18 protein-coding genes are annotated in these 17,394 nt (G+C 62.8%); 15 read left to right on the top strand and 3 right to left on the bottom strand.

What is annotated here, in order from left to right; all coding sequences use genetic code 11:
- Positions 1-2: 2 nt before the first annotated feature.
- The 4 genes from IEW01_RS13835 to IEW01_RS13850 all read left to right on the top strand — a co-directional run bounded on the left by IEW01_RS13835 (position 3) and on the right by IEW01_RS13850 (position 5,604).
- The gene (locus IEW01_RS13835; protein ID WP_188528674.1) at positions 3-1,724 is read left to right on the top strand and encodes an ABC transporter substrate-binding protein; all 1,722 of its coding nucleotides are present in this window, start codon (positions 3-5) and stop codon (positions 1,722-1,724) included.
- Between the two features lie 107 nt (positions 1,725-1,831).
- Positions 1,832-3,310, top strand: coding sequence for a glycerol kinase GlpK (glpK, locus tag IEW01_RS13840; RefSeq protein ID WP_188528676.1), 1,479 nt, complete (start codon positions 1,832-1,834; stop codon positions 3,308-3,310).
- Between the two features lie 4 nt (positions 3,311-3,314).
- Positions 3,315-4,325 carry a class 1 fructose-bisphosphatase gene (locus tag IEW01_RS13845; protein ID WP_188528678.1) on the top strand — a complete coding sequence of 337 codons (1,011 nt, stop codon included), beginning with the start codon at positions 3,315-3,317 and terminating at the stop codon, positions 4,323-4,325.
- A gap of 136 nt (positions 4,326-4,461) precedes the next feature.
- Positions 4,462-5,604, top strand: a complete 1,143-nt coding sequence (locus IEW01_RS13850; protein WP_188528680.1) for an iron-containing alcohol dehydrogenase — start codon at positions 4,462-4,464, stop codon at positions 5,602-5,604.
- Between the two features lie 145 nt (positions 5,605-5,749).
- Here IEW01_RS13850 and IEW01_RS13855 read toward each other — a convergent pair whose 3' ends face one another.
- Positions 5,750-6,427 carry a FadR/GntR family transcriptional regulator gene (locus IEW01_RS13855; RefSeq protein WP_188528682.1) on the bottom strand — a complete coding sequence of 226 codons (678 nt, stop codon included), beginning with the start codon at positions 6,425-6,427 and terminating at the stop codon, positions 5,750-5,752.
- A gap of 146 nt (positions 6,428-6,573) precedes the next feature.
- Here IEW01_RS13855 and IEW01_RS13860 point away from each other — a divergent pair, with 146 nt between their 5' ends.
- From IEW01_RS13860 to IEW01_RS13895, 8 genes are all read left to right on the top strand, one after another.
- A complete protein-coding gene (locus tag IEW01_RS13860; protein ID WP_188528684.1) occupies positions 6,574-7,446 on the top strand; it encodes a fumarylacetoacetate hydrolase family protein in 873 nt (290 codons plus the stop codon).
- A 106-nt stretch (positions 7,447-7,552) separates the two neighbouring features.
- Entirely contained in the window at positions 7,553-8,506 is a 954-nt protein-coding gene (locus IEW01_RS13865) for a TAXI family TRAP transporter solute-binding subunit (protein WP_188528686.1), read from the top strand.
- 75 nt (positions 8,507-8,581) lie between these two features.
- Positions 8,582-10,501 (top strand): TRAP transporter permease, encoded by a 1,920-nt coding sequence (locus IEW01_RS13870; protein WP_188528688.1) that lies wholly within the window; start codon positions 8,582-8,584, stop codon positions 10,499-10,501.
- A 507-nt stretch (positions 10,502-11,008) separates the two neighbouring features.
- Positions 11,009-12,268 carry a tyrosine-type recombinase/integrase gene (locus IEW01_RS13875; protein ID WP_229738265.1) on the top strand — a complete coding sequence of 420 codons (1,260 nt, stop codon included), beginning with the start codon at positions 11,009-11,011 and terminating at the stop codon, positions 12,266-12,268.
- Positions 12,265-12,774, top strand: coding sequence for a hypothetical protein (locus IEW01_RS13880; RefSeq protein ID WP_188528690.1), 510 nt, complete (start codon positions 12,265-12,267; stop codon positions 12,772-12,774). Before IEW01_RS13875 ends, IEW01_RS13880 begins: the two co-directional genes overlap by 4 nt.
- A gap of 117 nt (positions 12,775-12,891) precedes the next feature.
- The gene (locus IEW01_RS13885; protein ID WP_188528787.1) at positions 12,892-13,143 is read left to right on the top strand and encodes a helix-turn-helix transcriptional regulator; all 252 of its coding nucleotides are present in this window, start codon (positions 12,892-12,894) and stop codon (positions 13,141-13,143) included.
- The gene (locus tag IEW01_RS13890) at positions 13,140-13,379 is read left to right on the top strand and encodes a hypothetical protein (RefSeq protein ID WP_188528692.1); all 240 of its coding nucleotides are present in this window, start codon (positions 13,140-13,142) and stop codon (positions 13,377-13,379) included. The genes IEW01_RS13885 and IEW01_RS13890 overlap by 4 nt, the downstream gene beginning before the upstream one ends.
- Positions 13,379-13,882: a GntR family transcriptional regulator gene (locus IEW01_RS13895; RefSeq protein WP_188528694.1), complete on the top strand. Its 504-nt coding sequence runs from the start codon at positions 13,379-13,381 to the stop codon at positions 13,880-13,882. The genes IEW01_RS13890 and IEW01_RS13895 overlap by 1 nt, the downstream gene beginning before the upstream one ends.
- A 118-nt stretch (positions 13,883-14,000) precedes the next feature.
- On the opposite strand, the gene IEW01_RS13900 is transcribed toward IEW01_RS13895, so the two are convergent.
- Positions 14,001-14,339 (bottom strand): hypothetical protein, encoded by a 339-nt coding sequence (locus tag IEW01_RS13900; RefSeq protein ID WP_188528697.1) that lies wholly within the window; start codon positions 14,337-14,339, stop codon positions 14,001-14,003.
- Between the two features lie 484 nt (positions 14,340-14,823).
- Between IEW01_RS13900 and IEW01_RS13905 the strand changes: the two genes are divergently transcribed.
- Genes IEW01_RS13905 through IEW01_RS13915 form a run of 3 tightly spaced genes read left to right on the top strand, consistent with a single transcriptional unit; the run spans position 14,824 to position 16,650 of the window.
- Positions 14,824-15,111 carry a hypothetical protein gene (locus IEW01_RS13905; RefSeq protein WP_229738266.1) on the top strand — a complete coding sequence of 96 codons (288 nt, stop codon included), beginning with the start codon at positions 14,824-14,826 and terminating at the stop codon, positions 15,109-15,111.
- Positions 15,104-15,265, top strand: coding sequence for a hypothetical protein (locus IEW01_RS13910; RefSeq protein WP_188528701.1), 162 nt, complete (start codon positions 15,104-15,106; stop codon positions 15,263-15,265). The genes IEW01_RS13905 and IEW01_RS13910 overlap by 8 nt, the downstream gene beginning before the upstream one ends.
- Positions 15,262-16,650 carry a terminase large subunit domain-containing protein gene (locus IEW01_RS13915; protein WP_188528703.1) on the top strand — a complete coding sequence of 463 codons (1,389 nt, stop codon included), beginning with the start codon at positions 15,262-15,264 and terminating at the stop codon, positions 16,648-16,650. Before IEW01_RS13910 ends, IEW01_RS13915 begins: the two co-directional genes overlap by 4 nt.
- A gap of 121 nt (positions 16,651-16,771) precedes the next feature.
- Here IEW01_RS13915 and IEW01_RS13920 read toward each other — a convergent pair whose 3' ends face one another.
- Positions 16,772-17,380 carry a hypothetical protein gene (locus IEW01_RS13920; protein WP_188528705.1) on the bottom strand — a complete coding sequence of 203 codons (609 nt, stop codon included), beginning with the start codon at positions 17,378-17,380 and terminating at the stop codon, positions 16,772-16,774.
- Positions 17,381-17,394: the final 14 nt, after the last annotated feature.

Genomic DNA, 17,394 nt, shown 5'->3' on the forward strand with positions numbered 1-17,394 from the left:
TAATGAACTTGAACCTGAAATCAACTACCAGCATTGCGCTGGCGCTCAGCCTGCTGGGCGGGGCGGCATTCGCCGACATGGAGGCCGCACGGGCGTTCCTTGACGCCGAAATCGGCGAGCTGTCGTCGCTGCCCCGCGCCGAGCAAGAGGCCGAAATGCAGTGGTTCGTCGACGCCGCGGCGCCGTTCCAGGGCATGGAGATCAAGGTGGTCTCGGAAACCATCACCACGCATGAATACGAAAGCCAGGTGCTTGCCCCGGCTTTCACCGCGATCACCGGTATCAAGGTCACCCATGACCTGATCGGCGAAGGCGACGTGGTGGAAAAGCTCCAGACCCAGATGCAGTCGCGCGAGAACATCTACGACGCCTACATCAACGACTCCGACCTGATCGGCACGCACTGGCGTTACCAGCAGGTGCGCAACCTGACCGACTGGATGGCGAACGAGGCGGCGGACATCACCAGCCCGACGCTCGACCTGGAAGATTTCATCGGCACCCAGTTCACCACTGGCCCCGATGGCAAGCTCTACCAGCTGCCGAGCCAGCAATTCGCGAACCTCTACTGGTTCCGTTACGACTGGTTCACCGACCCCAAGACCATGGAAGACTTCAAGGCCGCCTATGGTTACGATCTCGGCGTGCCGGTCAACTGGGCGGCTTACGAGGACATTGCCGAGTTCTTCACCGGCCGCGACATGTCCTATGCTGGCGGCCCGGACGAGGGCGTCTTCGGCAACATGGACTACGGCAAGAAGGACCCGAGCCTCGGCTGGCGCTACACCGACGCGTGGATGTCGATGGCCGGTATGGGCGATGTGGGTGAGCCGAACGGCCTGCCCGTCGACGAATGGGGCATTCGGGTGAACGAAGCCTCGCAACCCGTCGGCGCCTGCATGGACCGCGGTGGCGCGGCCAACAGCCCGGCAGCCGTCTACGCCGTTGAAAAGGCGATCGACTGGCTGAACAAGTACTCGCCGCCCTCTGCCATGGGGATGACCTTCTCCGAGGCGGGTCCGGTGCCGGGGCAGGGCAATATCGCCCAGCAGATGTTCCTGTACACGACCTTCGTGGCGCCGCTGGTCGACAGCCCCGCGGTGATGAACGAGGACGGCACGCCGAAGTGGCGTCTCGCCCCCAGCCCGCATGGCGTCTACTGGAAGGAAGGCCAGAAGGTCGGCTACCAGGACGTTGGTTCGTGGACGCTGATGAAGTCCACGCCCGAGGATCGCGCCAAGGCGGCCTGGCTCTATGCACAGTTCGTCACATCCAAGACGGTCGACGTGAAGAAGAGCCACGTGGGTCTGACCTTCGTGCGGGATTCCAGCATCAACCACGAAAGCTTCACCGAGCGCGCCGACAAGCTGGGCGGCCTGGTCGAGTTCTACCGCTCGCCGGCCCGCACCGCCTGGTCGCCGACAGGAACCAACGTGCCGGACTATCCGCGCCTTGCGCAGCTGTGGTGGCAGAACATCGGCGACGCCATGTCTGGTGCCAAGACGGCGCAGGATGCGCTCGATTCACTCTGCGCCGACATGGAAAGCGTGATGGAGCGGCTTGAGCGTGCAGGCGTTCAGGGCGATCTTGGTCCCAAGATGAACGAGCCGCAGGACGCGCAATACTGGCTCGACCAGCCCGGTGCGCCCTTCGCCAAGCTCGACAACGAAGACGAAGAGCCCAAGACCGTCAGCTATGATGAGCTGATTTCGTCCTGGCAGTAAGCCTTCAACCCTGGCCGGGGCCCATGGGGCCCCGGCCATCTCATTTCCTTCAACCAAAAAATAGGCAGATCCGGCGCCAGCGGAGATCGTTTTGAGGAGGGGCGGCGATGACGCACATTCTTGCCATTGACCAGGGAACGACATCGACCCGGGCGATCGTGTTCGATGAGGCGATGTCGATCGTGGCATCCGCGCAGGAGGAATTTGGCCAGCATTTTCCCCACAGTGGCTGGGTCGAGCATGACCCTGCCGACCTTTGGGCGACGACGGCCGCCACCTGCCGCGCGGCGATCGAAAAGGCCGGCGGCGTCGAGGTCGCGGCCATCGGCATCACCAACCAGCGCGAGACCACGCTGGTCTGGGACCGCAAGACCGGCGCGCCGATACACAATGCCATCGTCTGGCAGGACCGGCGAACCTCGCCCTTCTGCCAGGCCCTGAAGGCCGAAGGCTTCGAGGAAACGGTCGCCGACCGAACCGGCCTTTTGCTCGATCCCTATTTCAGCGGCACGAAACTCGCCTGGCTGCTCGACAACGTCGAAGGCGCGCGCGCGCGCGCCGAGGCGGGAGAGCTGGTTTTCGGCACGGTCGATACCTGGCTGGTCTGGAACCTGACCGGCGGGGCGGTGCATGTCACCGACGCCACGAATGCCGCGCGCACGATGCTCTACGACATCCGCAAGGGGCGCTGGTCGCAGACCATATGCGATCGGCTCAACATCCCGATGGCCATGTTGCCTGAGGTGAAGGACTGCGCGGCCGATTTCGGCCAGGCGCGCCCCGATCTCTTTGGCCGCCCGATCCCGATCATGGGCCTCGCCGGGGATCAGCAAGCCGCGAGCATGGGCCAGGCCTGTTTCGACCCGGGGATGCTCAAATCCACCTACGGCACCGGGTGTTTCGCCCTGCTCAACACGGGAGATACGCCGGTCCGGTCGCAAAACCGCCTGCTGACCACGATCGCTTACCAGCTGGATGGCAAGACCACCTATGCGCTGGAAGGGTCGATCTTCATCGCCGGCGCGGTGGTGCAATGGCTGCGCGACGGGCTGAAGATCATCCGCGAAGCCGGGGAATCCCAACCGCTGGCCGAACGGGCCGATCCCTCGCAGCAGCTCGTCATGGTGCCGGCCTTCACCGGGCTCGGGGCGCCCTACTGGAATGCCGAGTGCCGGGGCGCGGTGTTTGGCCTGACCCGCAACTCCGGCCCGGACGAATTCGCCCGCGCCGCGCTGGAAAGCGTGGGCTACCAGACCCGCGATTTGCTGGCCGCGATGCAGGCGGATATGGGGCGCGCGGGGGATGCCGTGCTGCGCGTGGACGGCGGCATGAGCGCGTCCGAATTCACCATGCAGTTCCTGTCGGACATCATCGGGGCGCGGGTCGACCGGCCGAAGGTGCTCGAGACCACTGCGCTCGGCGCGGCATGGCTGGCCGGGCAGAGGGCCGGGATCTATCCCGCGCAAGCCGAGTTCGCCAGCCAGTGGGCGCTGGACCGCAGCTTCTCACCAGAGATGGACGATGAGACACGCGCGAGCAAATACGCCGCGTGGCAACGCGCGGTCGACGCCACCATGAGGTTCTGAGCCCATGACCCAGCCGATGACGCTGCGGCGCTTCCTGACCCGCCGGGCGGGACGGGGTGAGCTTGATCCGAACCTGATCTTCCTGATCGAGGATATCGCGTCGGCGTGCCGGGTGATCGGCAACCGGCTGCGAAATGCGGCCTTCGAAGACAATCATGGCCTCGCGGGCGAGATCAATGTTCAGGGCGAAGACCAGAAGAAACTCGATGTGATCGCCGATGAGACCTTTGCCCGCATCTGCGAGAACTCGCCCCGGCTGGCCGCGCTGGTCAGCGAGGAAAAGGAAGAAGCCGTTTGGCTGAAAGAGCCCGAGGCCGGGGATTTCCTGCTCTATTATGACCCGTTGGATGGCTCGTCCAATATCGACGTGAACCTGTCGGTCGGGTCGATCTTTTCGATCTGTACCGTGGCGGCGGCGGGCGAGCGCGACGTGATGAAACCCGGCCGCGTGCAGGAATGTGCCGGTTACGCGATCTACGGCCCCACCCTGATGCTGGTGCTGACAGTCGGAGACGGCGTTTTCGGGTTTTCCTGTGAATACGGGACGGGAGATTTCCGTTTGACGCACCCGGACATGACCATCCCGGCGAAGACCTCGGAGTTTGCCATAAACGCCTCGCGCTATCGGTTCTGGGACCAACCCGTGCGGCGCTATGTGGATGAATGCCTTGCCGGCCGGGCCGGGACGCGCGCGCGCGATTTCAACATGCGCTGGACGGCCTCGATGGTGGCCGAAGTCCACCGCATTCTGACCCGTGGCGGCGTGTTCCTTTACCCGGCGGATGAGGCCAACCGAGCGGAAGGGGGCAAGCTTCGCCTGCTCTACGAGGCCAGCCCGATGGCGATGCTGGTCGAACAGGCCGGTGGTGCAGCCACAACCGGGCAGACCCGCATTCTCGATATTCAACCGCAAAGCCACCACCAGCGCGTGCCGGTGATCCTCGGGTCCACGCAGGAGGTGACGCGCTTGTCCGGCTATCACCGCGAGGCGGAAACAAACGTCGCCGCATCCTGAGAAGAGGAATTCACATGGGCTCCGTTTTTCGACGCCAAGAGCTCTGCGATGCGGCCAAACACGGCTTGCGGATCCGCCCGGCCGGGATCGCCGGGAAACGCTCGCAAGCCGAAACGACGGCCCCGGCGGCATCGGCATGACATCGTTTTCACTGACAGCCCCCGCCCGAACGATCTTTGCCCGGGGCAGCCGCCGCGATGCCGCCGCCGAAATCGCCCGGCTCGGCAAACGGGTTCTCCTGGTCCGGGGACGATCCGTGCCCTGGGTGGATGACCTTGCCCGCGATCTGGGCGCGGCGGGTTGCCGGGTTGAAACGGTATGGGCAGGTGGCGAACCTACCCTCGACGCGGTCCGGCAAGGCGTGGCGCAGGCCCGCGAGCACCGGGCGGCGTGCATCGTCGCGGTCGGCGGCGGGGCGGTTATCGACCTCGGGAAGGCGCTGTCCGGGCTGAGTGTCAGCGATGGCGATCCGGGTGAGTTTCTTGAGCGAGGAGACGGGCCGGCCCGCAGGCTCGAGGACCCGCTCCCTTTCGTCGCCATGCCCACGACCGCCGGAACGGGCGCGGAAGCGACGAAAAACGCGGTGATCGGTGTGCCCGAGCGGCAGGCGAAAATCAGCCTGCGCGACGCTCGTCTTGTCCCGGATCTTGCCATCGTCGATCCCGCGCTGACCGATGGCGCGCCCAGGGGGCTGACCCTGGCGACCGGGCTCGACGCGATCACGCAGTTGATCGAGAGTTATCTGTGCAACCGCGCCAACCCCGTCACCGACGCGATCTGCCGCGCCACCATTCCAACCGCGATCGTCTCGCTGCACCGCCTGATGCAGAATGAGGACGCGCAGGCGCGCGATGTCATGGCCCGCGCGAGTTTTCTCAGTGGCCTGGCGCTTGCGAACTCCGGTCTGGGCATTGTTCATGGTCTCGCGTCGGTCATCGGTGGGCGTGGTGCGGCGCATGGTGTGATCTGCGGGCGATTGCTGGCGTCGGCATTGACGGTAAATGCCGCTGCGGTGCAACGCCGAAGCGGCGAGACCTCGCGCTTCCGCGATATCGCATCCTGGCTCGCCACGGGCCTTGACCGCCCGATTGAGGACGGCTTTGCGGCCTTGCGTGACTTCGTGGATGCGCATGACCTGCCGTCGTTCGAAAATCTCGGTCTTTCGCAAACCGAGATCGAAAGCGTGGCGACGATGGCGAGATCCGCGTCCTCGACCAAGGCCAATCCCGTTGCGCTTGACCACGATGAGATCTGCCGTGTTCTGAGCGATGCCTGGTGAGCCGTCCGCCATTGGCGCGGCTATTGCGCCAATCCGCAGCTAGCGGGATTTCCCTTTAGCGCACCGCTTGGGGCTGCACGCACCTGGGAGTGAATGGCCGGGGTCTTGCCTGGCGGGCCGGTATCTTGCTGCCCGCCCGAGTTTCTCATTTCGGCCGGCCGAGCAGATTTTTCTGGACGCTTTCAAGATGCGTCCGCATGGCAGCCGCCGCTTGTTCCGGGTGCCGCGCATTCAGGGCCTCGAGGATCTTTGCGTGTTCCTCGCAGTAGATTTTCCTCCGGTCCTCCGCGAAGCTCCGCGCTTTCATCTCGAACCATTTCGGCTGATCGCGCAGGATGCGAATAACCTCGTGGAACTCCCGCAACAGGTCATTGCGCGTGCACGAGAAGATCTTGCGGTGGAACTCCGCGTCCCAAGCCTCGAACTCCGGCATCTCCTTGGCGGCGACGGCGCGTTCATGCGCCTCGGCGATGGCGGCCAAGGCCGAGGAGCTGGCGTTCGTGGCCGCGAAGGCCGTTGCAGCAGGTTCGAGCAGGAGCCGCACCTCCATCATGTCGGCGGGCGAGGTGCCTTCCATTCTGCGCACGATCTCGGCGATCTCATCATCCGCTTGATGGTCGCGCAGATAGGTGCCGCGCCCGACCTGGCGCGCCAGCAAGCCGTCGGCCTCGAGCTGGTCGAAAGCACGCCGGATGGTGTTGCGGGCAACCCCGTATTGTGTTGCGAATTCTCGTTCCGTGGGAAGGCGCTTCTCGCCGCCCCATTCTCCGGCCATCACTCGTTTCCGAAGCTCTCCCGCAATTTCATCGGCGTTACCGCGCATACTGACCTCAAATGATCCAATGGTAGTCCAATACTACGATCCTTTGGCTGTTTTTCAAGTGTGGATAAAAAGTCCTTGCCTGCGACGATTCCTGAATATACCATAATGTGATCCAATGTGAACCAATATGACGGGGGGAGGGGCTTTTGAAGCTTGCGACGTACCAGTATGACGGAAAGCGAAACGTGGGGGTGGTCGATGCGCTCGCCCGGACGGTCGCGCCCTTTGACCTTTCCGTGGACCAGGCGCTGCGTGGCGTCTCCGCCCTGATAGGGATGGACACGCCGCCTGCAACCGGTGCGCCCGTTCCCCTTGCCGACGTCGTGCTCGAGGCGCCGCTGCCCCGGCCCGAGCGCAATATTTTCTGCGTCGGCAAGAATTATTTCGAGCACGCCCACGAGTTCTCCCGGAGCGGCTTCGATTCGAGCGCGGCGATGGGCGCGGTGCCGAACGATCCGATCATCTTCTCGAAGGTCCCCGATTGCGTGATCGGGCCGGAGGGCGACATCATCATCGACCCCGATGTTTCCGAGGCCATCGACTACGAAGCCGAGCTTGCCGTGATCATCGGAGAGGGTGGGCGCGGCATCTCGAAGGACGATGCGATGGCGCATGTCTGGGGCTACACCATCGTCAACGACATAACGGCGCGGGATCTGCAGGGCCGGTATAGCCAATGGCTCATCGGCAAGTCGCAAGACACGTTCTGCCCGATGGGGCCCTGGGCGGTGACCCGCGACGAGATCGACATCGGCGATACGCCGATCCGGTGCACCGTAAACGGCGAACTTCGCCAGGATTCGAATACCGGCCTTCTGATCTTCGATATCCCGACGATCATCGCGACGATCTCTGCCGGTGTGACGCTGAAGCCCGGCGACGTGATCGCCACCGGAACGCCCGCGGGCGTCGGAATCGGGTTCCAGCCGCCGAAATACCTGCGGCCCGGCGATGTCGTCGAGGTCGAAATCGAGGGTCTTGGAACGCTTAGGAACGCCTGCAAACGCCGGAGCGTGTGAGCGAAGAAGCAAGGTGCCGCGGTCTGCGCGAAATATCGGCCGACCGACGAAGCGAGGCACTTTGCCAATCGGGCGAAAGCCCAAAACAGTGGAGGAGAGATATACCATGAGACATGCGATATTCGCCTTGTCGGCGGCGGCCGTGACAGCGGTTGCGGCACCGTCGATCGCGCAGGACACCACCGAGGTCGCCTGGGGTGGCTCAAGCCCGGGTGGGGTCATGTATTACATGGTCGGCGTCGCCGGCACCGAACTCGGCAAGGATCTGCCCGAGATCAACATCACGCAAGTGACCACCGGTGGTTCGACAGAGAACGCCAAGCGCCTGATCAAGGGCGAACTGGACATGGGCATCGTCTATGGCAGCCATGTCTACATGTCGCAGGAGCCCGAGGGCCCCTTCGCCGGCGGCGACAAGGGCACGATGCTGCGCGGCGTCGCGATGGCCTACGAGGGGCCGACCTACTTCGTCGCCCTTGGCGGCAGCGGCATCGAGGAGCTTTCCGACCTCGAAGGCAAGAAGGTTGCGCTTGGACCGCCGGGATCGGGCACGGTGTTCAACTGCTCGAACATCCTGACCGCGCTCGGTCTTCTCGACACCATCCAGCCGCAGATGATGACCTTCGCCGATGCCGGCCGCGCGCTTGGCAACGGTCAGATCGACGCGTTCTGCCAGTCGTCCTCGCCCGCGGCGGCGGTGACCGAGTTGGCCGAGACACGGGAAATCACCATTCTGCCCTATTCGGATGAGCAGCTTGCGACGATCTCGGATACCTATCCCTTCTACCACGCCGGCACGATGCCCGAGACGACCTACAAGGGCGTTCCGGCGACCGACATGCCGTTCACCACGGTTTACTGGGTGGCGCATGAGCGCGTGTCCGAGGATGTCGTGAAAAAGATGGTCGCCGCGGCCTACGACAAGCAGGATGCGCTGGCGGCGGGCCACAAGGCCTGGGCCCAGATGAAGCCCGACGTCGCCAACTTCCAGAAGCTGGGCGCACCGATGCACCCCGGCGCGGAAGCCTACTACCGCGAACAGGGCCTGTGGACGGAGTGATCCCGACCGGCTGAACGACAGGCGCCCCGGCCCGCGTGGCCGGGGCGATCCAGCTTACCTCGACAGGACGACTTCATGGCCGACATTTCCTGGCTGTTCCGTGCGCAGGGCGCCAAACGCAGCCTTTCGGGCGTCTGGGCGCTCGCGTTCAACCTCACCGCTATGGGGTTCTCGCTGTTCTACCTTTACACCTCGGGCTTCGGGTTGGTCTCGACCCAGAGCAACCGGGGTGTCTACCTGATGCTGACCTCGGTCCTGGTGTTCCTGATCTACCCGGCCCACCGCAATTCGCCGACCGACCGCCCGAGTATCCTGGACCTTGGCCTGATCGCTCTGACCGTCGCTTCGATCGGCTACTGGATCGACCAGTATGTCAGCTACGCGATCTTCCGGGTCTCGTCGCCCAATCAGGCCGACCTGGTCATGGGGGCCATCGCGATCGTGCTGATGCTCGAAACCAGCCGGCGCGTGCTTGGCCCCATCGTTTCGGTCCTCGCCATCCTGTTCCTGTCCCAGCTCTATTTCGGCCAGTATCTGCCCGGAAAGCTTGCGCACCCCGGCATGAGCGTCGAGCGGATCATCGAATTCATCTTTTCGAGCCAGGAGGCGTTGTTCGGCGTCGTCACCGCGACGTTCGCCACATTCGTCTTCCCGTTCATGATCTTCGGCGCCTTTCTCGAGCGGTCGGGCGCCGGTGCGTTCTTCATGGATCTGGGCACCGCCATCGCCGGCAAGTGGCGCGGCGGGCCGGCCAAGGTGGCCGTGCTGACCTCGGCACTCTTCGGCTCGATCTCGGGCTCGTCGGTGGCGAACGTGGTCACCACCGGCTCTTTCACCATCCCGCTCATGAAGCGCACGGGCTTCAAGCCCCATCACGCGGGGGCGATCGAAGCCATCGCCTCGACGGGCGGCCAGTTCATGCCGCCGGTCATGGGCGCGGGGGTTTTCATTCTCGCCACCCTGACCGAGACAAGTTACCTCTACATCGCGCTGATCAACATCATCCCGGCGTTCCTGTTCTTCCTCTTCCTGCTCACCATGGTTGATCTCGAAGCCGTGGGATTGGGCCTGAAAGGCCTGCCCGAGAAAGAGATCCCGAGCGTCCGCAAGGTTCTCGCGGGCGGATGGCACTTTTTCCTGCCGCTGGTCGTGGTGATCGGCCTGCTCCTGTGGGGCTACTCGGCCGAGTTCGCCGCCTTCTGGGGCACGGTAAGCGCCGCGGTGCTGTCCTGGCGCCACCGGGCGACGGCGATGAAGCCACGCGACTTCGCACAGGCGCTGATCGGCGGCGCTGCCAGCAACAACTCGGCGGGTGCGGCCATCGGCACCCTGGGCGTCATCATCGGCGGCATCGTTCTCGCCGGGCTGGGCCTGAAGTTCTCCGCGGTGCTGATCGACTTTTCGGGCGGGAACCTGTTCCTGGCGCTGGTGCTGGTCACGCTGGTGTCGATCATTATCGGCATGGGGTCTTCGACCACCGGCTCCTACATCATCCTCGCCGTGGTGGCGGCGCCCGCGCTGATCCAGCTCGGTGTGCCCGTCGTGGCCGCCCACCTGGCCGTGTTCTATGCCGCGGCCCTGTCGAACATCACGCCGCCGGTCTGCGTCTCGGCCTTTGCCGGGGCCGCGATCGCCGGTGCGCCACCGATGAAAACCGGCTTCGCCGCGCTCAAGTTCGGCGCGACCCTGGTGCTGATGCCATTCACCTTCGTCTACGTCCCGGAAATCCTGATGCAAGGAACCTGGACGGAGGTCATCTACGCGAGCATCCTGTACGGGCTTGGGAGCGTCGCGTTCGCGATCTTCCTGCAGGGCAGCGCGCCGGTGGGCGGTCGGGTGCCGCCAATCGCACGCGCGCTCTTCGGGATGTCGGCCGGCCTGCTCCTGTTCCCCAGCGTCTGGGTGATCGACCTCGCAGGTATCGTCGTGGGCCTCGCGGCCATCATGGCAATGTCCATGCTGCGGGCCGATCGGCCCAGGGGCAACGCGTCGTAGCAAGCGGGGCGGTGGTGAGCGCCGGTTCCGGTGCCGCCATCGTTGCCCTGATCGCCGCAACCGTGCGGTTCAAGGCCACAGGGCGCCGTTCCGTCGTCCGCCCGTCTGCTGGCTGAAAAACGTCGCCATCGCCCCCTCTTCCCGGGCGGCATGACGACAGGAGGCACCGCACACGGGCTGGCGCAGCGACCGCCGCGTGCGTGGTTCGAGCAATCCCTGCGAGAGAAAGCGCCCCGACCTCCCCAAACTCGCCGCAGCGGATTTTGGAAGTCGTAGCTTTTCAACACCTTGGAGGTGATTTGGCTCCGGCGGTAGGGATCGAACCTACGACCAATTGATTAACAGTTAAATTCCGGGGCGAAACACCCCCTAACAATGTAAAACTATCGCTGGCAAAAAACCAATATTTTCATTGAATATGCGCGGCGAAGCTATCATGTTCCCTAACATGGGGTAACGTCGCCTTACACCCAATTCTGTTACCCCAGTGTTACCCCGGGAGACAAATTGACTATAGCAAGAGCACTCACGACGAAGGCGGTTGATGCGATCAAACCTGATGCCACGCGGCGCGAGATTCCCGACCCGGCACTTTCCGGGCTCTACCTGGTAGTGCAGCCCAGCGGGGCGAAATCCTGGGCGCTGCGCTACCGCTTCGCCGGCAAACCGAAGAAGCTCACCCTCGGGCGGTGGCCCATCATGGGCGTTGCCGACGCAAGGAGCGCGGCCTCGCGGGCGATCGAGGCGGTGGAACGTGGTCAGGATCCCGGCGCCGAGAAGCAAAGGGCGAAGGCCGCGAAGCTCGAGGCGGCACTATCCGAGCGCGACAAGATCAAGACGCTGATGGAGCAATACGCCAAGCGGCATCTCGCCAACCTGAAATCCGGGGCCACGGTCAAACGCGAGCTGGAACGGCATGTCGTTTCGGCATGGGGAGATCGGGACATTCACGAAATCAGCCGCCGCGACGTGATCGACCTTTTGGACACCATCGTTGATACCGGGCGGGCGACCACCGCGAACCGAGTGCGCGCTTATCTCAGCAAATTCTTTTCCTGGGCGGTGGAGCGCGAAATCGTTGACGCCTCCCCTACGGCGGGCGTGAAGGCACCGGCGAAAGAGGTCAGCCGGGACCGCGTGCTGTCCGATGATGAAATCCGCTGGTTCTGGAAAGCCTGCGAGGCTGAGGGGCAACCGTGGGGGCCGCTCGGGTTGACGCTCTTGCTCACCGGCCAGCGGCTTGGCGAGGCGGCGGGCATGACCGACAGCGAAATCGACGGCGGCCTGTGGCGCCTGAGCGCGGCGAGAACGAAGAACGGGCGAGCGCATGATGTGCCAATTTCGGAGGCGGTCATGGGCGTTCTCGGCGACATCGAACGCATCGCCGGTGACGCCGGGTATATCCACACCACGACCGGCGCGGCGCCGCTCAGCGGGTTCCACAAGGGCCGAAACCACATCGCCGACCGCATGGCCGAGATTGCGACCGAGGAACGGGGCGAGCCGGTCGATATCCCGCACTGGACCTTCCACGACCTGCGGCGCACGGCGGCGACCGGGATGGCCCGGCTTGGGATCCCGGTGCGAGTGACAGAGGCGGTTCTCAACCACGTTTCAGGCACCGGCGGCGGGATCGTCGCGGTGTATCAGCGGCACGACTACGCGGACGAGAAACGGCAGGCGCTAGAGGCTTGGGGTCGGTTCGTGATCGAAATCGTTGAAGGCGGCTCCGACAACGTGGTGCGGCTCGCGGGGGCGCGGACGTGACACTCCAACTCGACGGCGCGCGAATCCTGGCAGCCGAAATTCAGATACTGAATGAAGGACGGTTCGACCTCGTTTCGGAAATGATCGAAAACGACGAAGCCCTGTCCGAGCCGTTGAAACGCCTCGTGCTCGCCAAACTGAATGGGCAATTCAAATCTAAGCGCGGACCGAGACAAAACTCTGGGAAGAACCGACTGCATCAGGAGGCCGTTCGGTGCTACCTGTGGTTTCTCGAGAAAGAAGGCGACGAGCAAAAGGACAGCGCTCTGGGCGTCGTCGGCGATTGGTTCGGGGTCAACGCACGAACCGTCCGAAAATGGATAGACAAGGTTGCCGCGCCGGACCTGCACCCACTCTACCAGACCTTGATTGCGCTCGATTACGCCAAAGCTGACGCGCTTGAATTGGCGAAACCCGTTGCAGTTCGGATGCTTGAACGGTCAGGCTCTAAAGCACTGACAAGGCGAGAAATAATGGCGATTGAACGAGGCGGTTACCAAATGTAATTCCGCGCTCGGCCCAAGTTTCCGGTGAAATTGGGGCCGACGAATCCTTTTGCATCGCGATTGAAACAGCGATCAATCGTTAGCCACAACCTTTAACGACCGAGAAGGAAATGGCGAATGCACTCCCAAGCCCAAGTGTCGCCGGCCAACGTTCCGCGCGATGAACTCAAACCCAACAAAATCATACCCGCCAGCGAGGTCCGCGACATTTGCGGCGGTATCTCCGACATGTCGCTGTGGCGGTGGCTCCAGGATCCGGAGCTCAAATTCCCGCGCCCCCTGTATATCGCTCGCCGCCGCTATTGGCGGGAGGAGGACGTGATCGCCTGGCTCGAGTCGCGGCCGCAACAGTTGGAGGCGGCCGAATGAGCATGAGCGGCCCTGCGCGTGTCGTCCTGGCGGTCCTGCGTAAGCGGGCCGCCGGTGGCAACTATGATGCGGTATTGCCCGAGCTGGCGAATAGCTTGGGGATGCCTCTCCAAGACCTTCACCAGCGTCACGCCGAGCTTTGCCGCAATGGCGTGCTGACGATCGAGCGGCGTCAGGTAGGCGAGCACGGCGTGCCGGTGCGGTTCCATTTCATCGACAGCGAGGTGGGTGTGTGATGGGACGTGACAAGCGGAACGAAGCCAAAGGTGAGCACTTCACAAAGATGGTGCGCACCACGATGGAAAGCGAGGCATGGCGGGCACTCAGCCCGACCGCGCAAGCTCTGTATCCCTGGCTCAAGCTGGAATGGAGCGGGCCGAACTCCAACAACAACGGCAAGATCAGGTTGAGCGTTCGGCAGGCAGCACAGCGGTTGGGCGTCGGCATCAACGCGGCGGCGCGGGCCTTCCATGCTCTACAAGCCAAAGGCTTCATTGTCGTGGCGGAACACGCGAGCCTGGGTGTTGAAGGTCACGCCACGTCGCCTGCCTACGAACTGACCGAGATCGGGCTGGCTCATACCGACAAACTTGGCGGGCGTCGGCTGTATCGGGACTGGAAGCCCGGCGCTGATTTTCCAGTGCACAAGGCGGTTGTGCACAACCCCGAAGGTGGACGAAAAAAGAAAAACCCTGTCCTCAGATTGGTGACGACCCGTCACCAAAATGGTGACGCCTGAATGGAACACGTAACCAAATCAGTGACAGGGCGTCACCAAATCAGTGACGGACCCCGCCACCCGATGAGGCAAGACGTCACCGTTTTGGTGACATCCTTATATACCAAGGTGGGGACGCTCATAGCAGGAGCCTTCGTAGGCGTTCAAAATTCCCGGGGGGCGAGGGAAGGAGTTTTCTCTTCGCGCTGTCTGACTTCTCGTGGTTCCAGCCCCGCTCCAGCTTTTCCAGGAGTTCTTGGTCTGCTTGGTCCAAGCGCTCGTCTTCGTCTTGGGCCCAAAGTCCGAAGTTCTTGAACAATGCGTTCAATGGTCGATCGGTCAAGAAAGAGAGGAAATTCTCGATAATCACGAGTCGCCTGCGGTCATCTTTGATCCACTTGGGCACCACAGTCTTTAGGCTTTCCAATTCTTCTCGAAGTTCAGAAATTTCTCTCTTCAGCTCTTCGATTTCAGACATTGGTGCCTCCTGTGCATCTGGGGTGAGGCTCGCATGAAGGCTTCCACTAGAGCAATCCGTTTCACCGAAACCCTGCGGATCCCCGAAGTGCCAAAGGCCGGTCAGCCGGTGAAGCTGGCGCTGTTCCAAAAGCAATTCGTTCGCGGTGCTTTTGGGGCTGGAAGTGCGCAAGACGGGTGACCGAGAGAGAAGCGGTGTAGTCGGGTAAACATATTGCTTTCCTATGCCGTTTTTTGCGTCAGATCGACGGAGACGCTCTTCATTCAACGTCAGACCAATTGATATACACTCACATTGCCGAACGAATTATAACACGTATAAACAATGACTTGACCGAACTATGGCACGCTGGCAATTCAAATGGGTAACGCACGGGTAACGAAAGGCCCTTCCAAGCATGGGCAAAGCGCCACCACCGCCACAGTTTAGCACCCGCCGGGGCACCGGGGCCATTGTTCTGACCGGGGTTGATGGCCGCTCGATGGTGGCGAGGCGGTTTCGAGAGATCACCGCGGGGATTGAATGCGACCTTGGCGGCGATCTGACCGAGGCACAAAAGCACCTTATCGCCCGAGCGGCGACGCTGGCCTGCTGGTGCGAGGAACGCGAAACCGAACTGGCGAAAGGTGAGGAATTCGACGCGACCCAATACAGCACCATCGCCAATGCCTTGCGCCGCTTGCTTTCCGATCTTGGGCTTGAACGCCGCGCCCGCGATGTGACGCCGGATCTGCGCGACTACATCAACGCGAAAGCACAGGCCGATGGCTGAATATGTCTCCTCGAAGGTTCTTATCACCGTCAAGCCCGGCCCGGTGCTGCATGTGTGGCGCGATGGTGTCGAGGTGGCGCGCGTGCCGCTGACGAAACCGTACGCGCTTGGGGTGATGCACGATCTTCTTGAGCACATCCGGTGGCCGCAATGAGCGTTTCGATCCGCGATGCGATGACCGATCGGCAGCTATTCGGCACAACATTTGGTGGCGACAGTTTCGCCGCGTGGCGGGCGCTCCTGGCGGGCTTCTACAACCTGGCCCTAGATGATGACGAGGCCGCGACATGGATGGCGCTCACGGGGCGCGCAGAGACGCCCCAGGAGGCCGCTCACGAGCTTTGGCTAGCGGTGGGGCGCAGGGGCGGCAAGAGCCATGTGGCGGGCCTTCTGGCGATCTATGAAGCATGTTTCACCGATCACCGCGAGAGGCTGGCACCGGGCGAGGTTGCCACTGCAATGGTTATCGCCAGCGACAGGCGACAAGCGCGCAGCGTAATGCGGTATATCTCGGGGCTGGTGAACGAAAACCCCATGTTGCGCCGTATGGTGCTGCGCGAGAACTCCGAACAGATCGAATTTGCCAACCGGGCCGCTATCGAGGTTCACACGGCATCGCACCGGGCCGTTCGGGGCTACACCTTGTCGGCTGCGATTCTCGATGAAATCGCCTTCTGGCACGTCGAGGGCGCGAACCCCGACGTGGAAGTGATCGCGGCGCTACGTCCTGCCCTTGCGACACTCGGGGGCAAGTTGATCGCCCTTAGCTCGCCCTACGCCAGGCGCGGCGTGTTGTGGAACCAATACCGGCGACACTTTGGACACGACAGCCCGGTGCTGGTGGCGCAGGCACCATCCCGCACCATGAACCCGCTCCTGCCGCAGCGTGTCGTTGACGATGCGTTGAAGGATGACGGGCCACGAGCCTCGGCGGAATACCTGGCACAGTTTCGCAGCGACATTGCATCGCTGATTGATCCCGATCTGATCAAAGAGGCCACCCGGCCCAAGCCGCGAGAACTGCCATTTGCGCAGGGCACGTTCTACACTGCCTTCACCGATCCGGCTGGTGGTGGCCAAGACGAATTCACGCTCGCAATCGGGCATCAAGACAGTGACGCGATTGTCGTGGACGTGTTGCGGGGGCTGCATGGTTCACCTGCCGAGATCGCCAAGGAATATGCCGCGCTGTTGAAAACCTACGGCATCCGCCGGGTGACAGGCGACCGATACGCGGGGCGCTGGCCGCGCGATGAATTCGAGAAACACGGGATCTGCTACGAAGTGAGCCAGCTTGACCGGAACGCGCTTTACTTGGAGCTTCTGGCGGCGGCGAATTCGGGCCGGATCGAACTTCCACCCGATCAAAAGCTGGCCCGGCAGTTGCAGGCGCTGGAGCGCCGCACGGGACGCAGCGGGCGCGACATGATCGACCATCCGCCCGGTAGGCACGATGACCTTGCCAACGCGGTTGCGGGGCTTGTGACGGTGGCACAGGCCCGGCGCAATACCGTGACGGTGGCGCCACTTCCATTCTAACAAAGAGAAACACCATAGGATATTCGTGCGAGCACTTCAGCGCAAGTTCAAAAGATCAAAGGCCGTAACTCAAGGCGTGGAATTGCGGCTGCGGGCGGTTTTGCCCAGGTCAACCCGTCGCTCATCCAGTTCGCCGTTCAGCGCCCAGGAGGTGCAAGATGGCGTCCTGCAGTTCCGGCTGCAGCGCCGCCAAGTCGGTCGATGGCAAGCCGTCGTGCTCGGGAAGGTGCATGACAACCGGAAGTCCGGATTTAAGAACCTCGTCGGGCTCGATCATCTTGAGGATATCCGCCCCGAGCTTCTCGTAGGCATTGAGCAGGTCCTGCACGGATGAATAATCTCCCGCCTTTGCGAGGTCGGCCAATTGCATGCCCCGTCGGCGCGACAAAGCGTGGTCGTGAAGGACGCCCAAAAGCTTTGGACCGGGAGAGAGGCTGCGCAAAGCATCGGCGTATTCCTCGGTCGTCGGCACACCAGGCTCGAGCGCTGGGTCTGCGCGCCTCAGCACCCGGCGTTCCGAGCGCAAAGCTTCAAGTTTTTCGATCAAGCGTTCAATCGCGTCGGCGGTGGTCTTGCCGGAAGCCTCGGCGACAAGGTGGCGGAATTTCGATGGCGGCTTCGGGAATGCTCTCGCTACAATCGTATTCTGCAGAAATCCTGCTTTGATCATATAGCGGCCGTGTTCGAGTTCTACGATTTCGGGTGGCTTTGCCTTCTTGCTATGTCTCACCAGCCTGATTTTCC

Source organism: Sinisalibacter lacisalsi (genome assembly GCF_014640115.1).
GTDB classification, from domain to species: Bacteria; Pseudomonadota; Alphaproteobacteria; order Rhodobacterales; family Rhodobacteraceae; genus Sinisalibacter; species Sinisalibacter lacisalsi.

Bases quoted from the DNA above. Each gene is read 5' to 3' on its own strand.
- IEW01_RS13835 (WP_188528674.1), top strand. From the start codon at position 3: ATGAACTTGAACCTGAAATCAACTACCAGCATTGCGCTGGCGCTCAGC.
- glpK (WP_188528676.1), top strand. From the start codon at position 1,832: ATGACGCACATTCTTGCCATTGACCAGGGAACGACATCGACCCGGGCG.
- IEW01_RS13845 (WP_188528678.1), top strand. From the start codon at position 3,315: ATGACCCAGCCGATGACGCTGCGGCGCTTCCTGACCCGCCGGGCGGGA.
- IEW01_RS13850 (WP_188528680.1), top strand. From the start codon at position 4,462: ATGACATCGTTTTCACTGACAGCCCCCGCCCGAACGATCTTTGCCCGG.
- IEW01_RS13855 (WP_188528682.1), bottom strand. From the start codon at position 6,427: ATGCGCGGTAACGCCGATGAAATTGCGGGAGAGCTTCGGAAACGAGTG.
- IEW01_RS13865 (WP_188528686.1), top strand. From the start codon at position 7,553: ATGAGACATGCGATATTCGCCTTGTCGGCGGCGGCCGTGACAGCGGTT.
- IEW01_RS13870 (WP_188528688.1), top strand. From the start codon at position 8,582: ATGGCCGACATTTCCTGGCTGTTCCGTGCGCAGGGCGCCAAACGCAGC.
- IEW01_RS13885 (WP_188528787.1), top strand. From the start codon at position 12,892: ATGCACTCCCAAGCCCAAGTGTCGCCGGCCAACGTTCCGCGCGATGAA.
- IEW01_RS13890 (WP_188528692.1), top strand. From the start codon at position 13,140: ATGAGCATGAGCGGCCCTGCGCGTGTCGTCCTGGCGGTCCTGCGTAAG.
- IEW01_RS13895 (WP_188528694.1), top strand. From the start codon at position 13,379: ATGGGACGTGACAAGCGGAACGAAGCCAAAGGTGAGCACTTCACAAAG.
- IEW01_RS13900 (WP_188528697.1), bottom strand. From the start codon at position 14,339: ATGTCTGAAATCGAAGAGCTGAAGAGAGAAATTTCTGAACTTCGAGAA.
- IEW01_RS13910 (WP_188528701.1), top strand. From the start codon at position 15,104: ATGGCTGAATATGTCTCCTCGAAGGTTCTTATCACCGTCAAGCCCGGC.
- IEW01_RS13915 (WP_188528703.1), top strand. From the start codon at position 15,262: ATGAGCGTTTCGATCCGCGATGCGATGACCGATCGGCAGCTATTCGGC.